Source organism: Mycobacterium sp. IS-1264 (genome assembly GCF_001954195.1).
GTDB lineage: Bacteria > Actinomycetota > Actinomycetes > Mycobacteriales > Mycobacteriaceae > Mycobacterium.
Map to the genome: position 1 here is coordinate 13,646 of NZ_MBES01000094.1, position 16,351 is coordinate 29,996.

Sequence of the window (16,351 nt, forward strand, 5' to 3'; positions counted from 1 at the left end):
CTCTTACCCGTCCTCCAGGGCCCGGCGCGCGTAAGCCCGCACGTCGGCGTCACCGTCCTTGAGCGCGATCCCGAGCGCGTCGCGGGCGGCGGGTTCGCCGGCCCAGCGGGTCAGGCTGAGCACCGCGGCCTTGCGCACATCGAGGTGGGCGTCGGCGAGGGCCTCGGCCAATCGGGGGACGGCGAGTTCGGCCGCCGCTCCCTTGAGCGCCCGGGCCGCGCCTTCGCGCACCTGCCAGGCCGGCGCCCGCAAGGCCTCTTCGACGGCGGCGAAATCGCCTTCGCCGCAGCCTAATTCGCCCAGCGCGGCCAGCGCCGCCGCGCGCACCAGCGGATCCGGGTCATCGAGCAGCACGGTCACCGCGTCGTGGCCGCCGCGCAGCGTGGCCAGGCCGGCGGCTGCCGCGATGCGGACCTCCCGGCTCTCGTCGCCGGTGGCCGCGACGACGCCGGCCACGTCGTCGACCGACACCAACGCGCGCACGGCCTCGATGCGCACCCGATGGTCGGGATCCTCGAGCGCGCGGCGGTATTGGCCGGCCTCACCGGCGCGGCGCGCCGCGAGCAGATACACCGACGCCGCGCGCACCAGCATGTCGCCGGACGACAGATAGGCCCCGGCCGCGGCCGGGTCGGGCAGCACCTCGACCAGTTCGCGGATGCCCTCGGCACCGGTGCGGCGCACCCCGGCATCGGCGTCGTCCAGCGCGGCGAACAGGGCCGGCGCGTATCCGTCGGGCATGTGCTCGGTGAGCGTGGCCACCGCGGTTCGGCGCACACCGGGATCCGCGTCGCCCAGGTAGGTCTGCAGCTCGGCGATCGTCGGCTCCTCCAGCGCGAGGACCTCGGCGATGCGCGGCGACGGCGGTTGGAATGCCGTTGCCGGCGAAACGATTCGGGAGACGGCGGCGGCCGGGGCTTGACCACCCATCAGCGGCGGCTGCTCCACCTCGTGGACGGTCTGATCCGCCGGCGGCAGGCCGTCCAGCTCGGGCACCGACACGAAATACGGGGCCACGGGGCGTTTGAGAAACACCATCGCGCCGTCGGGCCCCTTGCGCAGGTTGAGGTGATAACCCCATTGGCTGTCGTCGCGCCCGGGCAGGTCGGCGCGGTCGTGATAAAGGCCCCACCGCGATTCGGTCCGGGTGAGCGAGGAACGGGCCGCCATCTCGGCGCAGTCGCGGATGAAGGACACCTCCACCGCGCGCATCAGCTCGTGGGGGTTGTGGGCGCCGATCTCGGCGATCTCGCCGCGCATCCGGTCGAACGTGCGCACCGCGATGGACAGTTTGGCCGCCGTCTTCGGTGGTGCGACATAGTCGTTGACGAAGCGGCGCAGCTTGTATTCCACCTGCGGCTGCGGCGGCCCGTCCGGTTGCCGCAGCGGCCGGTAGATCAGCTCGTGGGCGTCGGCCAGCTGATCGTCCGGGAGGCCTTGTGGCGCAGGGACTTCGCGGAGCGTCGACGCGGCGTGGGTGCCGGCGAGGTCGCCGAACACGAACGCCCCGATCATGTAGTTGTGCGGAACGCAGGCCAGGTCGCCCGCGGCGTACAGGCCGGGCACGGTGGTGCGCGCGTGTTCGTCGACCCAGACCCCGGACGCGGAATGGCCACTACACAAACCGATTTCGGAGATGTGCATCTCCACGTCATGGGTGCGGTAGTCGTGGCCGCGGTTGGCGTGAAACGTGCCGCGGGTGGGCCGTTCGGTGGTGTGCAGGATGTTCTCCAGCGCGGTCAGCGTCTCGTCGGGCAGATGCGACACCTTGAGGTAGATGGGCCCGCGCGCGGAGTCGATCTCGCTCTTGACCTCGGCCATCATCTGCCCCGACCAGTAGTCGGAGTCGACGAACCGCTCCCCCAGGGCGTTGACCTGGTAGCCCCCGAACGGATTGGCCACGTACGCGCAGGCCGGGCCGTTGTAGTCCTTGATCAGCGGATTGACCTGGAAGCACTCGATTCCCGACAGCTCCGCGCCCGCGTGGTAGGCCATCGCGTACCCGTCACCGGCGTTGGTCGGGTTCTCATACGTGCCGTACAGGTAGCCCGACGCGGGCAGACCGAGCCGGCCGCAAGCCCCGGTCGCCAGGACGACCGCCTTGGCGCCGATCGCGTAGAACTCGCCGGTGCGCGTGTGCAAGGCGGCGGCGCCGACGGCCCGGCCGTCCTGCACCAGCACCCGCACCGGCATCAGGCGGTTCTCGATGCGGATCCTCTCCCGCATCGACCGCTGCCGCAGCACGCGATACAGCGCCTTCTTGACGTCCTTGCCCTCGGGCATGGGCAGCACGTACGAGCCCGAGCGGTGCACGCGGCGCACCGCGTACTCGCCGTGCTCGTCCTTCTCGAACTTCACCCCGTAGCGCTCCAGGCGCTGCACCATCGCGAACCCGCGAGACGCCGTCTGATAAACGGTGCGCTGGTTGACGATTCCGTCGTTGGCGCGGGTGATCTCGGCGACGTAGTCCTCCGGTTCGGCCTTGCCCGGTATGACGGCGTTGTTGACCCCGTCCATGCCCATCGCCAGCGCGCCGGAGTGCCGCACGTGCGCCTTCTCCAGCAGCAGCACACGCGCACCGTGCTCCGCGGCGGACAGCGCCGCCATCGTGCCTGCGGTGCCGCCGCCGATCACCAGCACGTCGCAGTCGAGGCGGGCCGGCGCCAGATCGGGAACCTGCATCAGGCCGCCACCGAATGGTTCAGGGCGGCAATGATTTCCGCGCGCAGCGCGGGGCGCGGCTGGTCGGCGCGGGGCTCTTGCACCTTGAGCACAGCGCGCGTTGGCTCACCGGCCCGGCCCAGCACCACGATCCGGTCCCCCAGCGCCAGCGCCTCGTCCACATCGTGCGTGACGAAGACGATCGTCGTCGGGTGGGTGCGCCAGGTGTCGACGAGCAATCGCTGCATGGCGGCGCGGGTTTGGGTGTCCAGCGCCCCGAACGGCTCGTCCATCATCACCGCGCGCGGGGCGCCGGCCAGGCCGCGGGCCAGCTGGACGCGCTGGCGCATGCCGCCCGAGAGGCTCTTGGGTAGGTAGTCGCCGAAGCCGCGCAGCCCGAGCTCGTCGATCCACCGCTCGGCCGCCGCGCGCCGGGTAGCGCGTGGTTCGCCGCGCAGCCGCAACGCCAGTTCGATGTTGGACCGCACGGTGCGCCACGGCAGCAGCGCGTTGTCCTGGAACACCATGCCGCGGTCGCCCGAGGTGGTGGTGACCGGTGCGCCGTCGGCCAGCACCCGCCCGTCGTCGGGTGACAGCAGGCCCGCCAGCGCGCGCAGCACCGTCGACTTGCCGCAGCCCGACGGCCCGGTGAGGACCAGGATCTCCCCCGGCCGCACCGCGAGGCTCAACCCGTCGATGACCGGGGTTCCGGTGTAGGACAACCGAACCCGATCCAGCTCGAGGGTCATGCCCCGATTTGTCGCGGTCACCGCGACTGCGCCTGTGCGCGCGGCAGCCACCGCGTCACCCGCCGGCCCACCAGTTCGACGGCCGCGGCCGTCGAGAAGCCCAGCACCCCGATGGTGATGATGCCGACGAACACCTGGGGGTAGGCCAGCACGGTGTACGCCTGCCAGGTGCGGTAGCCCACACCGAGGCGGCCGGAGATCATCTCCGCGGAGATGACGCAGATCCAGGCCACGCCCATGCCGACCGACAGCCCGCCGAACACTCCGGGCAGGATGCCCGGCAGCACGACCTGCCGCAGCACCTCCCACCGGCCGCCGCCCAGGGTCCGCACCGAGTCCTCCCACAGCGTGGGCAGCGCGCGCACCGCGTGCCGAGTGCTGACCATGATCGGAAAGTAGGCCGCGAGAAAGGTGATGAACACGATGCCGGCCTCGTCGGTGGGGAACAGCAGGATCGCGACCGGCACCAGCGCGATGGCGGGAATGGGCCTGGCCAGCTCCGCCAACGGGCCGAACAGGTCGGCGAACAATCGCGAGCGGCCCAGCAGCACACCCGTCGCGACGCCGATCACCGCGGCCAGCCCGAAGCCGGTGAGGATGCGGATCAACGACTGCGCCAGGTCGAGCCAGTACTCGTAGGCGCCGAGCCGGCGGTGCAGCGCGGACACGATCTGGGCGACGGTCGGCAATGTGTCGAATCGCAGCAACAGCCGCACCTTGCCGGCGGTGAGCAACTGCCACACCCCGATGGCGGCCGCCACCGACGCCACCTGCAGCAGCCGCGACCGCCAGGGCGAGGCGATCCGCCGCGGCCGCGCGAATGCCGGCAATGGGGCCGCCCCGACAACCGGTTCGATCAATGTCCGACTTGCTTCTAAGGTCATACCGAACCTCCCAGTGCCTCTTGGTAATTCACGGTCACGCTGCCCGGGTGCGCGGCGAAGTAGCGACGAGCCCCGGCCGGCGTGCCGAAGGGCAGGAACTTCTGGCCGTCGCGCACCCAGGCCGCCTTGTCGGCGAACCAGCGGGTGCCCAGCTCCGCGTCGGGCACATAGGCGGCCCGGACCTTGGCGCCGCCCGCGGTGGCATCCCGGACGGCCCGCAGCAGGGCGGTCGGGTCGGCGAACGTTTGCGTCGCATCGGATCCGTCCAGCCACAATTCGCTTGCCTGGGCGGGGTCGCCGCGCAGCGCCGAGGGATTGGCGGTGGCCGCCCGGGCCGCGTCGTAGTTCAGGCCGCGGGCCGCGAACACCGCGCGCAGCGGCTCGTCCTGGACGAACCCGGAAACGTCGAGGTCGGCGAAGTCGCCGATCGACTTCAGGTAGGGCACATCGTTTTTCAGCGCGTCGGCCAGCGACGGTTTCAGGGTGGTGTCGAACGACGTGCCGCCGGGACCGTTGTACAGGTACACGACCTCCTGCGCGAGCCCGGCCGCCTGGGACACAATGCGGGCCGCCTCCAGCGGCTTGGCGTTGAGGAAATCGGTGGCGTCCAGTTGCGCCTGCAGGAAGGCCGCGAGCACCTCCGGATGCGCCGACGCGTAGGAGCGCCGCACCACCACGCCGTGCAGGGTGGGCAGGTTCAGCTCGGCCCCGTCGTAGAGCAGCTTGGCCTTGCCCTGGAAGACGAGCAGCCCGGGCCAGGCCACGAACTGCGAAAGTGCCTGCACCTGACCGGATTCCAGTGCGGAGGCGCCGATCTGCGGCTGCTGGTTGAGCACCTCGACGCCCTTGATCCCCGCCCTGTCCAGCGCACGCACCAGGGTGCCGTGCCCGGCCGAGCCGACGCTGGCCGAGACCTTCGCACCGGCCAGGTCGGCTAGTCCGGTGGCCGGCGAACTGGGCGCCACCACCACCATGTTCAGCGCGCCCTTGGGGTTGTAGCCGGTGACGGACACCATCTCGGTGCGGGCCAGCGGATTGGCCTGCGTCTTGGAGCCGTTGATCAGCATCGGGTAGTCACCCATCGAACCGATGTCGATCTTCTCGGCGAGCATCTGCGCGGTGATCGGGGCGCCGGTGTCGTAGTCCTGCCACCGCACCGCGTATTTGGTGCCGGTGCGGGTGGTGATGTCGGCGAGCCGGCGCTCCAGGTAGCCCTGGGCGCGCAGCAGCGTGCCCGCGGTGACGGTGTTGATGGTCTTGGACTGATAGCCCACCACGACGTTGACGACGCCGGAGGAGGCCGACAGCGATTCCAGCGAGCAGCCGGAGACGACGGCGACGACAACGGCTGCCATCGAGATCAGCCGTGTGGCTTGGCGTTTCATCAGCGGAGCAGATACGGCATGTTGACGGTGACCGCGCCGGTCGGGCAGCGGGCCGCGCACGGGCCGCAGTACCAGCATTCGTCGACGTGCATGAAGGCCTTGCCGGTGTCGGGGTTGATGGCCAGCGCGTCCAGCGGGCAGACCTCCACGCACAGGGTGCAGCCGTCGATGCACAGCGATTCGTCGATCGTCACGGGCACGTCGGCACGGTGATTGACCAGGGTCATGGCTTGCTCCTTATCAGGTTGCCGCGCATGGTGATTCGATCGCCCCGCATCCGGATGTACTCCAGGTCGACGGGCCTGCCGTCGTCGAGGCTGGTGAGCCGCTCCAGCATGAGCAGCGCGGCCCCGTCGGGGACCTGGAGGGCGGCCGCCGAGTGCGCGTCGGCGGGGATGGCTTCCAGCGCCAGCGATGCCGAGCCCAGCCGCTGCCCGCTCACCTGCTCGATGAGCGCGAACAGGTCGTGGGTTTCCAGGTGATAGCCCAGGATGCGGCTCCCGATGTCCGGGGCGAGGTAGGTCAGGTCGAGGCTCAGTGGCAGGTCGCCGAGGTAGCGCAACCGCTCGACGAACACCGCCTCGTCGCCGGGTTGCAGCCCCAGGCGGCGGGCCACCGACGGCGGCGCGGTCACCGGCATCGCGGCCCGCACCTCGTTGCGAACCTCGCCGAGGTCTTTGAAGGTTTCCTTCAGCCCGAGCAGCGCGTCGAGCCGATGGTCGTATTTGCGCTGGGCGACGTGGGTGCCGACTTTGGGGCCGCGGTCGATCAGCCCTTCGTTCTTCAGGATGCCCAGCGCCTCGCGAATCGTGTTGCGGGAGACCAGGAATTCGGCCGCCAGCTCGTTTTCGGAGGGCAGCCCGTCGGCGTAGGCGCCGGCGTGAATCTGCTGACGCAACACGTCGGCGGCCCGGCGGGCACGGTTGGCCCGGGAGCCCTCGAGACGCGAGATCGGTATGGCGTCGGCCACGCCGTCACGCTAATGCCGGTCGCGGGCACATTGGGGGCCGCCGAGTAGGACCGACGAGGACAGATCAGTTTATTGCGCCGGTCGGCATTCGGCCGCGACCAGGAAAAACCCTGGCGCGATCGGCTATTGCGCCACCTCGGACGAGACACCGCCTTTGCGATCCCCGTGAGTCGAACCCCCGTTGGGAGAGGTGGTGGCGCCGTTGATGGCCTTGGCATCCGACGGCAGCTCGAAGACCGGGAACGCCGAACCCACCGCCGCCATGGCCGCGTTCCGTTGCGCCTCCATGCGTGCCAGCGCCTCCGGGGTGAACACCGACAACCCGAGTTCCGGGTTGTACCCGTGGATCTCCTTCACGTCGAGCTGGGCCAGGAAGTAGACGATCTCCTTGGAGACCACCTGCCCGGGGACCAACACCGGGAAACCGGGCGGGTAGGGCACCACGAACGTGGTGGACACTAGGGTCTTGCCCTCGGCCAGACGCCGCCCGGCGGTGCCGATCAGCACGTACTCGCGGTCGGACTCCTCGTATCCCGCGTAGAAGGCCGACCGGGTGTCACCGAACGCGCACGCGTCGACGGGACGGAAGGCGATGTCGAACTCGCTGAAGTCCGGCAGGTGCGGCAGGTCCTGGGTGATCTCCTCGACGTGGCGGTCGTGCAGCGACCAGTCGGCGGCGCTGGCGGCGTGCTGGATGTGGTCGAAGTCGGTGGCGATCCGGCGCAGCACGTCGAGCAGATAATGCACGCTGGACCACGTCACGCCGATCGTGAAGATCAGCAGCACGCTGTTGATCGACGTCTTGTTGATCTGGATGCCGAACCGCTCCATCAGGATCTTCTCGCGGAAGTCGTATCCGTTCATCCCGGTTTTGCCGACGAACAGCGTGACCCGTGTCGGATCCAGCACGAACTCGTCGGAGCGCCACGCCTCGTTCCACTCGGCCTGCGCGCCCTGTACGACCTGGCGGAACGAGCTGACATGGGAGGCCCGGAATTCGTCGGGTACCAGGTCGGACTCGTCGAGGATGCGGAACCACTTGCTGATCAGCCGGTCCTTGCGGACCCGGCCTCGGAAGGTCAGCGCCATGTTGTACACCAGCCGGACCAATTGGAATCCCTCGATGTCCACCTGCCGGCGCGCCAGGTCCAGCGACGCGAGGAGTTGCTGGTTGGGCGAGGTCGAGGTGTGCGTCAGGAACGCCTCCCCGAACGCGTCGCGGGCGCGCGCGTTGAAATCCTGGTCGCGCACGTGGATCATCGACGCCTGCCGAAGCGCCGACAACGACTTGTGCGTGGAATGCGTCGCGTACACCCGAACCCGCGCCGCCGCGGGATCGGGCAGCAGCCGGCGGTGCACCCACTCCGACCGGTCGACGCCCTGCATGGACGCGGCCCAATTGCGGTATTCCTCAACGTATTCCGGCGACGACAACATCTGGTACAGGCGATCGGCGGACACCATCGCGGTGCGCTGCCGGGCCCACGGCACCGCGGTGGCGAACGCGTACCACGCCTCGTCCCAGAGGAAGCAGATGTCCGGCTTGATCGCCAGCACCTCCTCCATGACGCGGCGCGGGTTGTAGACCACCCCGTCGAAGGTGCAGTTGGTGAGCAACAGCATGCGCACCCGGTGCAGCTGCCCGGCCGCCTCCAGGTCCAGCAGCGTCTTCTTGATCGTCTCCAGCGACACCGCCCCGTAAATGGCGAACTGCGGCAACGGATATGCGTCGAGGTACAGCGGATACGCGCCGGCCAGGACCAGGCCGTAGTGATGCGACTTGTGGCAGTTGCGGTCGATCAGGACGATGTCGCCCGGCCGGGTCAGGGACTGGACGACGATTTTGTTGGCGGTCGAGGTTCCGTTGGTGACGAAGTAGGTGTGGTCGGCGTTCCACGTTTTCGCGGCCTTGTCCATCGCCTTCTTGATGTTGCCGTGCGGGTCCAGCAGCGAGTCCAGGCCACCCGAGGTGGTCGACGTCTCGGCCATGAAGATGTTGCGGCCGTAGAACTCTCCCATGTCCTGCAGCGACTTGGAATTGAAGATGCTGGCGCCCCGCGCGACGGGAAGGGCGTGGAACTGGCCGACCGGTGCCGCGGCATAGGCGCGCAGCGCGTCGAAAAACGGTGTGGCGAACCGGTTCCGCAGGCCCGCGAGCACGGTGCTGTGCAGGTCGGTGACGTCGTTGAGCCGGTAGAACGTCCGGTCGTACACGTCCGGCTCGTCGATGTTGCCCGCCGCGATCGACTCGTCGGTGAGCAGGTAGAGGTCGATATGGGGCCGCAGTTCGCGGATCCACTCGCCGCATTCAACCCAGTCGTCCGGGCGATCGGGCACCACGCCGCCGTCCGCCGAATCGTTCGGCCCGAGCAGCGTGTTCATCAACGGCACCCGGTCGCGTGACCGCAGCGGCAGATCGTGGCGGATGATCGCGGCCTGGATCTCGCCGTTGAGCGCGACGGCGGTGATGGCGTCCTCGACGCTGGGCACGACCAGCAGCTCGAACTGGACGTCGTCGGACGCGGAGCGCAGCGCCCGCAGGCATTCCGCCAGGCTGTCGGGCGCGGTCATCGGTGCGTCGTCGGCGAGCAGCACGGTGTAGAACTGCTGTTGCTTGGCCCGGGCGACCAGCTCCTGGTCGGCCAGTGGCGCGGACGTGTCGAAAAGCCCTGCGCGGTCGCCGTATTCGCACAGCAGCCGCGCGGCCAGCGATACCTCTTCGGACAGCCGCACCGTGGACTTGCTCTCCAGGTGCGCGCGGAAGGTCGCCAGGTTCTCCGCGCCCGGATACAGCCAGTACCGCTCGTAGGCGCCGATGCGGTCCATCAACCGCTTCACCCGCGCCATGTCGTGGGTGATGTCCAGCCCGGCGAGGTCGACCTCGGCGAGGTGACGGCAGGCGTCGTCGAGCAGGTTCCACGTGTCGACGCGGGTGTACGACGGGTTGGCGACGGCCGCCAGCGCGGAGACGCGAAGTCGCCGCGGATGGGCACTGTTTCGGGTCATGTCGTCACCTTCCGCGGGATCCAGCAAGTGATCCAGCAAGTATTGTCACCCGCCTGCGGTGCGCACGGAATCTTTTCGCCCAGGATTCGGGGGCGGCGGTCAGGTGTCCGGCTCGTCGTCACCCTCTATTACCCGCCGGTTGGCGCGGGTGTTGTCCACCCACCGCAGCACCGGAAGCTCCCAGCGGCGGGCCGGGAGGTCGGTGACGTCGGTAAGCGAGCGCACCACGGCCTGCGTCAGGCCCATCAGGGCGGCCATGACCGGCAATAGCGGCTGCAGCGGCTTGGCCGCCGAGCGGACCGTGCTGATGCGGCGGGCCACGATCAGGCGCTCGATCGAGTGATACAGCCAGGCCCCGACGCCCAGCGCGTAGATCGAGAGCACCGACGCGACGATGGTCCAGCCGTAGGCGGCGCACACCACCGCGCCGAACACCACCGTCGCGGCCAGGCAGGCGGCGACGGCGACACGCAGCTCCAGCCGGGTCACGACTCGGGCCCACCAAGGGCCTGGGCGGCGGCCCGGATCTGCGGCGTCACCAGCATGACCTGGCCCAGCACGCCGTTGATGAAGCCCGGCGAGTCGTCGGTGGAGAGCTCCTTCGCCAGCTGGACGGCCTCGTCGACGGCGACCGGCTCCGGCACGTCGTCGGCATGCAGCAGCTCCCACACCGAGACCCGCAGGATGGCGCGATCCACCGCGGGCAGCCGGTCCAGCGTCCAGCCCTGCAGGTGCGAGCTGATCAGGTCGTCGATGTGCGCCATCTGGTCGCCGACCCCGCGAGCCACGGTCTGGGTGTACGCCGGCAGCGGCGCTACATCCGGCTTCGCCTCGGCCAGCGCGGTGCGGACGTCGACGACCTCCGCCGGACTCAGGCCGCGGGCCTCGGCCTCGAACAACAGGTCGACGGCGCGTTTGCGGGCCTGATGGCGTCCTTTCACGGGCCGGGAGGGCCTGCTCACGCGTTGACGCGTCCCAGGTAGCTGCCGTCGCGCGAGTCGACCTTCAGCTTGTCTCCGGTGTTGATGAACAGCGGCACCTGGATCTGCGCGCCGGTCTCGAGGGTGGCCGGTTTGGTGCCGGCGCTGGACCGGTCACCCTGCAGGCCGGGCTCGGTGTGGGTGACTTCGAGTTCGACCGACACCGGCAGCTCGATGTACAGCGGCGACCCGTTGTGGAACGCCACCTGCACCGGCAGGCCCTCCAGCAGGAACCGCGCATCGTCGCCGACCAGGGAATCGGGCAGGTGGTGCTGCTCGTAGTCCTGGCTGTCCATGAACACGAAGTCCGAGCCGTCGCGGTAGAGGTAGGTGGTGTCGCGCCGGTCGACGGTGGCGGTCTCCACCTTCACCCCGGCGTTGTAGGTCTTGTCGACGACCTTGCCGGAGAGGACGTTTTTCAGCTTGGTGCGCACGAACGCCGGGCCCTTGCCGGGCTTGACGTGCTGGAACTCGGTGATGGTCCACAGCTGTCCGTCGATTACCAGGACAAGTCCGTTCTTGAAGTCGGCAGTGCTCGCCACGGGCGGTGAATCTCCTCATAAATGGCCGGGTTGCTGTGGAACATCCTACGGCCGCAGAAATTTCGACCGCGGGGGCCATTCGGCTAGATCGAGGTCCAGATGCCGTTGTTGAAGAAGCCCCATTGGCCGACGGTGGGGTTCCACATCAGGTGAGCCTGCGGCGCCCACGCCGGCGGCGGTGGTGGCGGCGGCGCCCACGGCGGTGGGGGTCCCCACGGACCCCAGCCCGCCGGGGCCGGGCCCTGCCAGTCGTGGCACTGATTCCAGTCCCAGTGGTAGTTGGTGCCCCAGGCCGGGTCCCATTGCTGCCCCGGGCACCAGTGGTTGGTGGGCACCGGCGCCGGCGCCGCTTCGGCGACGCCGGCCAGGCCGAGGGCGGACACGGCCAGCCCCGCGGCCAGCGCGCCGGTGGACAGACGAACCCACGGTCTCGCTTGCTTCACCGTCGTCATTTCCCTGAGCTTTCCCTAGACCGGATCCACACAGCTTAGTGACTGGCGTCGGAAATGCGTTGTCGCTAACTTGGGCTCACCGATTCGAGGGGACGAGACAGTGAAGCTGGCCGAGGCGCTATCGCTGCGGGCGACCGCGGCGCGTCGCATGGAACAGTTGCGCGCGCGCATCGTGAGCAATGCCCGCTATCAGGAGGGTGAAGAACCGGCCGAGGACGCCGCGGCCTTGCTCGCCGAAGTCGACGGCGTGGTGGACGAGTACGAAGACCTCATCCGGCGCGTCAATCGCACCAACGCGGCCACGACGATCGGTGCCGACGGCACGCTGACCGACGCGTTGGCCCGCCGGGACGCGCTGCGCTGGCGTCACCACATTTTGACCACCGCGGCGGATGCGGCCGCGGGGAACACCCAGCAGAGCTACTCGCGCCAATTGCGGTCAGAGCTAAAGATGTTGTCCGCCTTGCCTGTTGCCGATCTGCGGGCGCAGGCCGATCAGGCTGCCCGCGACCTTCGCGAGCTCGACGTGCGGATCCAACGCTCCAACTGGGAGGTGGACCTCCTGGATTGACGGGATTCGGGGTGCAGCAGGTAGTTGTCGCGGAGGCGTGCACAAGCCCTGACCGGCGGGCCAAGCCCGGTCACTGCTGGCGCACGAAGGGCAGTGCAGAGGGTTCGACTCCCTCGTCACAGCGCAGCCCAGCACCGCGCACAGGTGACGGGGCACGACACACAGCACATCACCACGTGCAGATCCGTGACGACGAGGGTGGGCACGGGGCATCCACCCCGAAAGCTAGGTGAGGACCGCCAATTCCTTCGGGAAGCAGGTCAACAGTTCCGGGGTCGCGTCGGCGCCCTCCGACGGTCCATCGGCCACCACCAACGTGTCCTCGATGCGGACACCGCCCCGGCCGGGCAGGTAAACGCCCGGCTCCACGGTCACGACGGAGCCCGCACGCAGCGTGCCGGCCGAGGTGGCCCCGATGCCCGGCGCCTCGTGGATCTGCAGGCCCACACCATGCCCCAGGCCATGGCCGAAGTTCTCGCCATAACCGGCGTCGGCGATCAGCTGACGCGCCGCGGCATCCACCTCGCGCAGGCCGGCGCCCGGCCGCAACGCCTCCCGGCCGGCCCGCTGCGCCTCGGCGACCAGCCGATAGATCTCCAGCTGCCAGTCGGCTGCCTTGCCCAGCACAAAGGTGCGGGTCATGTCGGAGTGATAGCCGGCCACCAGCGCGCCGAAGTCGATCTTGACGAAATCGCCGTCGGTCAGCACGGCGTCGGTCGGGCGGTGGTGGGGAATCGCGGAATTCGGCCCCGCGGCCACGATCGTCTCGAACGAGATCGCGTCGGCGCCGTGGTCGAGCATCAGGCCCTCCAGCTCGCGGCTCACCTCACGCTCCGTTCGTCCGGGCCGCAGACCACCGCGTGCCACCAGATCCTCGAGCGCGGCGTCGGCCGCCTCGCAGGCCAGCCGCAGTAGCGCCAGCTCGCCGGCGTCTTTGACCTCGCGCAGCGCCTCGACCGTGCCGGCGGCCCGCACCAGCTCGGTTTCCCCGCCGCGGGTGTCCAGCTCCCCGGTCAGCGCGTCGAACCCGTCGACGGTGACCACGTTGCTTTCGAAGCCGAGCTTGCGCACGCCGCCGTCAGCGGCCTGACCGACCAGGTGGCGCCCGAGCGCCCGCTCGATCGCGATTTCCAGGTCGGGTGCTTGCTCGGCGGCCTGGGTGCGATAGCGCCCGTCGGTGGCCAAAATGGGCACCCGATCGTCGGCGAAGACCAGCAACGCGCCGTTCGACCCCGAGAACCCCGATAGGTAGCGCACGTTGATCAGGTCTGTGACCAGCATCGCGTCTAGCCCACCGGCCCGGATTTGCGCTTTCAGATTTCCTCGACGCTGGGAATGTGTCACAGGTCTTGACGGTACTCGCTACGCTTTTCCCCCATGAGCAACTGGATGCTGCGCGGATTGGGGCTAGCCGCGGGAATGGTAATCGTTCGCTTGCTGCAGGGGGCGATGATCAACGCTTGGCAAGAATGGGCCGCTTGGATCAGCGTGGTGCTGCTGCTCCTGTACGTCATCGTGGTGGCCGCGTGGGGCTTTTCGGACGGCCGGGCCGACGCCACGGCCAATCGGGATCCGGATCGCCGGCAGGACCTGGCGATGACCTGGCTGCTGGCCGGCCTGGTCGCGGGGGTCGTCAGCGGGGCCGTCTCCTGGCTCATCGGTCTGTTCTACAAGGGCCTCTACACCGGGGGCCTGCTCAACGAGCTGACGACGTTCGCGGCGTTCACAGCGCTCGTGGTGTTCCTGTCCGGCATCGTCGGGGTGACGATCGGCCGCTGGCGGGTGGACCGGCAGTACGAGAAGGAGCCGGAGAAACACCACGGCCTCGCCGCCAAGGAACGGGACTCCGACACCGACGTGTTCACCGCCGTTCGCGGCGACGAGACACCGACCGGCGAGATTCCGGCGCAGGCCAAGACCGAGGAGCGGACCGCGTCGGTGGCCACCGCCGAGCGGGACGCCCCGACCGAGTCGATCCCGACGGCCGGGCGCGAAGCGCCCACCGAGACGATCCCGACGGCCGGCGACGACGCGAAGACCGAGACGATCCGCACCGATCCGAGGCACTCCAAGCCGGGCCCGGAAAAGGAATAGCGCTCAGTCGCTGGCCAGGTAGCGCAGGGCGAGCAGGTAGCCCTGGACGCCCAGGCCGACGATCACTCCGGTCGCGACCGGGCTGATGTAGGAGTGGCGCCGGAACTCTTCGCGCGCATGCACATTGGAGATGTGCACCTCGATCAGGGGTGCGCGCAATTCGGCGCAGGCGTCGCGCAGGGCCACCGACGTGTGGGTCAGCCCGCCGGCGTTGAGGATCACCGGTTCACCCGCATCGGCGGCCAGATGGATCCAGTCCAGCAGCTGGCCTTCGTTATCGCTTTGGCGCACAACGGCTTTGAGCCCGAGCTCGGCGGCCTCGCGCTCGATCAGCTCGGCCAGCTGCTCGTGGGTGGTGTCGCCGTAGACGTCGGGCTCGCGCCGGCCCAGCCGACCGAGGTTGGGACCGTTGAGCACATGCACCGTCACCGTCATGAGTTGTCCAGTCCCGAGTAGGCGGTCACCAGCAGCCCCGGATCCGGCCCCACCAACCGGCCCGGCTTGGCCAGCCCGTCGAGGACCACGAACCGGAGCACACCGGCCCGGGTTTTCTTGTCCCCGGCCATGTATTCCAGCAGCTGCGGCAGGGCATCGGCGTCGTAGCTGACCGGTAGCCCCAGCGACGTCAGGATGGTGCGGTGCCGCTGCGCGGTGGCGTCGTCCAGCCGGCCGGCCAGCCGCGACAGCTCCGCGGCGAACACCAGGCCCACCGACACCGCGGCGCCGTGGCGCCACTGATAGCGCTCGCGACGCTCGATCGCATGCCCCAAAGTGTGCCCGTAGTTCAGGATTTCGCGCAGCTCCGATTCCTTCTCGTCGACGGCGACGACCTCGGCCTTCACGGCGACGGCGCGCCGGATCAGCTCGGGCAGCACGGCCCCGGTCGGATCCAGCGCGGCCTTCGGGTCGGCCTCGATGAGGTCGAGGATCACCGGGTCGGCGATGAATCCCGCCTTGACCACTTCGGCCATTCCTGCGGCGATTTCGTTGTGCGGCAACGTTTCCAGGGTCGCCAGGTCGACGAGGACGGCGAGCGGCTGGTGAAACGCGCCGACGAGGTTCTTGCCCGCGTCGGTGTTGATGCCGGTCTTGCCGCCGATCGCCGCGTCGACCATGCCCAGCAGCGTGGTGGGCACGTGCACGATGTCGACGCCGCGCAGCCAGGTGGCCGCCGCGAAACCGGCGACGTCGGTGGCCGCGCCGCCGCCGAGGCTGACCAGTGCGTCTTTGCGGCCAATCCCGATGCGGCCCAACACTTCCCAGATGAACCCCACGACGGGCAGGTCCTTGCCCGCCTCGGCGTCGGGGATTTCGATGCGGTGCGCGTCGACACCCTTGTCGGCCAGGTGACTTCGCATCACCTCGGCGGTCTGCGCCAGCACCGGCTGGTGCAGGATCGCGACGCGGTGCCGATCGGACAGCAGGTCGACCAACTCGCCCAGCAGCCCGGTGCCGATCACCACCGGGTACGGCGGATCGACGGCCACCTGCACGGTGACCGGTTCGGGGGTGTCGGTCATGTTGCGGCCCTGCAGGAATCGGGGGCGGGGGCCTGCAGCTGCGCGACGATGTGGCGGACCACCGCACCGGGATTGCGGCGGTTGGTGTTGACCCGGATGGTCGCGACGCGCCGGTACAACGGCACCCGCTTGGCCATCAGCGCCCGGAACTTCTCGGTGCGATCCGGCCCGGCCAGCAGCGGCCGGACCGTGTTGCCGCCGGTGCGCCGCACCCCTTCCCGGGCGCTGATCTCCAGGTAGACGACGGTGTGGCCGGCGAGCGCATCGCACACCCCCGGGCTGGTGACGGCTCCCCCGCCGAGCGACAGCACGCCGTCGTGCTCGGCCAGCGCCGCACGCACCACCTCTTCCTCGATGCGGCGGAACTCCTGTTCCCCGTCGGCGGCGAAGATGTCGGCAATGGTGCGGCCGGTCCGCTGCTCGATCGCGGCGTCGGTGTCGAGCAGGCCGACGCCCAGCGCCTTGGCCAGGCGCCGCCCGATCGTGGACTTGCCGGAGCCCGGCAATCCGACGAGTACCGCCTTGGGTGCCATGCGG

General features: G+C 69.4%; 17 protein-coding genes. 2 read left to right on the forward strand and 15 right to left on the reverse strand.

Features of this window, described 5'->3' with window-relative positions; translation table 11 throughout:
- Positions 1-3: 3 nt before the first annotated feature.
- From A5744_RS23450 to A5744_RS23500, 11 genes are all read right to left on the reverse strand, one after another.
- Positions 4-2,682: a fumarate reductase/succinate dehydrogenase flavoprotein subunit gene (locus A5744_RS23450; protein WP_076064765.1), complete on the reverse strand. Its 2,679-nt coding sequence runs from the start codon at positions 2,680-2,682 to the stop codon at positions 4-6.
- Positions 2,682-3,410, reverse strand: coding sequence for an ABC transporter ATP-binding protein (locus A5744_RS23455; RefSeq protein ID WP_076064791.1), 729 nt, complete (start codon positions 3,408-3,410; stop codon positions 2,682-2,684). Before A5744_RS23455 ends, A5744_RS23450 begins: the two co-directional genes overlap by 1 nt.
- Positions 3,411-3,427: 17 nt before the next feature.
- Complete coding sequence (locus A5744_RS23460) at positions 3,428-4,294, reverse strand: ABC transporter permease (RefSeq protein WP_076064766.1); 867 nt, start codon at positions 4,292-4,294, stop codon at positions 3,428-3,430.
- A complete protein-coding gene (locus A5744_RS23465) occupies positions 4,291-5,679 on the reverse strand; it encodes an ABC transporter substrate-binding protein (protein ID WP_076064767.1) in 1,389 nt (462 codons plus the stop codon). The genes A5744_RS23460 and A5744_RS23465 overlap by 4 nt, the downstream gene beginning before the upstream one ends.
- Positions 5,679-5,906 carry a ferredoxin family protein gene (locus A5744_RS23470; RefSeq protein WP_076064768.1) on the reverse strand — a complete coding sequence of 76 codons (228 nt, stop codon included), beginning with the start codon at positions 5,904-5,906 and terminating at the stop codon, positions 5,679-5,681. The genes A5744_RS23465 and A5744_RS23470 overlap by 1 nt, the downstream gene beginning before the upstream one ends.
- Positions 5,903-6,649, reverse strand: coding sequence for a GntR family transcriptional regulator (locus A5744_RS23475; RefSeq protein ID WP_076064769.1), 747 nt, complete (start codon positions 6,647-6,649; stop codon positions 5,903-5,905). Before A5744_RS23475 ends, A5744_RS23470 begins: the two co-directional genes overlap by 4 nt.
- A gap of 123 nt (positions 6,650-6,772) precedes the next feature.
- A complete protein-coding gene (locus A5744_RS23480; RefSeq protein ID WP_076064792.1) occupies positions 6,773-9,655 on the reverse strand; it encodes an aminotransferase class I/II-fold pyridoxal phosphate-dependent enzyme in 2,883 nt (960 codons plus the stop codon).
- 99 nt (positions 9,656-9,754) lie between these two features.
- A complete protein-coding gene (locus A5744_RS23485; RefSeq protein WP_076064770.1) occupies positions 9,755-10,144 on the reverse strand; it encodes an antitermination protein NusB in 390 nt (129 codons plus the stop codon).
- A complete protein-coding gene (gene nusB / locus A5744_RS23490) occupies positions 10,141-10,617 on the reverse strand; it encodes a transcription antitermination factor NusB (RefSeq protein ID WP_076064771.1) in 477 nt (158 codons plus the stop codon). The genes A5744_RS23485 and nusB overlap by 4 nt, the downstream gene beginning before the upstream one ends.
- Positions 10,614-11,177 (reverse strand): elongation factor P, encoded by a 564-nt coding sequence (gene efp / locus A5744_RS23495; RefSeq protein ID WP_076064772.1) that lies wholly within the window; start codon positions 11,175-11,177, stop codon positions 10,614-10,616. The genes nusB and efp overlap by 4 nt, the downstream gene beginning before the upstream one ends.
- Positions 11,178-11,260: 83 nt before the next feature.
- Entirely contained in the window at positions 11,261-11,629 is a 369-nt protein-coding gene (locus A5744_RS23500) for a hypothetical protein (RefSeq protein WP_076064773.1), read from the reverse strand.
- A gap of 100 nt (positions 11,630-11,729) precedes the next feature.
- Here A5744_RS23500 and A5744_RS23505 point away from each other — a divergent pair, with 100 nt between their 5' ends.
- Positions 11,730-12,200 carry a DIP1984 family protein gene (locus tag A5744_RS23505; RefSeq protein ID WP_076064774.1) on the forward strand — a complete coding sequence of 157 codons (471 nt, stop codon included), beginning with the start codon at positions 11,730-11,732 and terminating at the stop codon, positions 12,198-12,200.
- 225 nt (positions 12,201-12,425) lie between these two features.
- Here A5744_RS23505 and A5744_RS23510 read toward each other — a convergent pair whose 3' ends face one another.
- Entirely contained in the window at positions 12,426-13,544 is a 1,119-nt protein-coding gene (locus tag A5744_RS23510; protein WP_076064775.1) for a Xaa-Pro peptidase family protein, read from the reverse strand.
- A gap of 33 nt (positions 13,545-13,577) precedes the next feature.
- Between A5744_RS23510 and A5744_RS23515 the strand changes: the two genes are divergently transcribed.
- Positions 13,578-14,294 carry a B-4DMT family transporter gene (locus tag A5744_RS23515; protein WP_076064776.1) on the forward strand — a complete coding sequence of 239 codons (717 nt, stop codon included), beginning with the start codon at positions 13,578-13,580 and terminating at the stop codon, positions 14,292-14,294.
- A gap of 3 nt (positions 14,295-14,297) precedes the next feature.
- Here A5744_RS23515 and aroQ read toward each other — a convergent pair whose 3' ends face one another.
- Genes aroQ through A5744_RS23530 form a run of 3 tightly spaced genes read right to left on the reverse strand, consistent with a single transcriptional unit; the run spans position 14,298 to position 16,347 of the window.
- Positions 14,298-14,729: a type II 3-dehydroquinate dehydratase gene (aroQ, locus tag A5744_RS23520; RefSeq protein WP_076064777.1), complete on the reverse strand. Its 432-nt coding sequence runs from the start codon at positions 14,727-14,729 to the stop codon at positions 14,298-14,300.
- Positions 14,726-15,814 (reverse strand): 3-dehydroquinate synthase, encoded by a 1,089-nt coding sequence (gene aroB, locus A5744_RS23525; protein ID WP_076064778.1) that lies wholly within the window; start codon positions 15,812-15,814, stop codon positions 14,726-14,728. The genes aroQ and aroB overlap by 4 nt, the downstream gene beginning before the upstream one ends.
- Positions 15,811-16,347, reverse strand: coding sequence for a shikimate kinase (locus tag A5744_RS23530; RefSeq protein WP_076064779.1), 537 nt, complete (start codon positions 16,345-16,347; stop codon positions 15,811-15,813). Before A5744_RS23530 ends, aroB begins: the two co-directional genes overlap by 4 nt.
- Positions 16,348-16,351: the final 4 nt, after the last annotated feature.

Bases quoted from the DNA above. Each gene is read 5' to 3' on its own strand.
- A5744_RS23450 (WP_076064765.1), bottom strand. From the start codon at position 2,682: ATGCAGGTTCCCGATCTGGCGCCGGCCCGCCTCGACTGCGACGTGCTG.
- A5744_RS23455 (WP_076064791.1), bottom strand. From the start codon at position 3,410: ATGACCCTCGAGCTGGATCGGGTTCGGTTGTCCTACACCGGAACCCCG.
- A5744_RS23460 (WP_076064766.1), bottom strand. From the start codon at position 4,294: ATGACCTTAGAAGCAAGTCGGACATTGATCGAACCGGTTGTCGGGGCG.
- A5744_RS23465 (WP_076064767.1), bottom strand. From the start codon at position 5,679: ATGAAACGCCAAGCCACACGGCTGATCTCGATGGCAGCCGTTGTCGTC.
- A5744_RS23470 (WP_076064768.1), bottom strand. From the start codon at position 5,906: ATGACCCTGGTCAATCACCGTGCCGACGTGCCCGTGACGATCGACGAA.
- A5744_RS23480 (WP_076064792.1), bottom strand. From the start codon at position 9,655: ATGACCCGAAACAGTGCCCATCCGCGGCGACTTCGCGTCTCCGCGCTG.
- A5744_RS23500 (WP_076064773.1), bottom strand. From the start codon at position 11,629: ATGACGACGGTGAAGCAAGCGAGACCGTGGGTTCGTCTGTCCACCGGC.
- A5744_RS23515 (WP_076064776.1), top strand. From the start codon at position 13,578: ATGAGCAACTGGATGCTGCGCGGATTGGGGCTAGCCGCGGGAATGGTA.
- aroQ (WP_076064777.1), bottom strand. From the start codon at position 14,729: ATGACGGTGACGGTGCATGTGCTCAACGGTCCCAACCTCGGTCGGCTG.
- aroB (WP_076064778.1), bottom strand. From the start codon at position 15,814: ATGACCGACACCCCCGAACCGGTCACCGTGCAGGTGGCCGTCGATCCG.
- A5744_RS23530 (WP_076064779.1), bottom strand. From the start codon at position 16,347: ATGGCACCCAAGGCGGTACTCGTCGGATTGCCGGGCTCCGGCAAGTCC.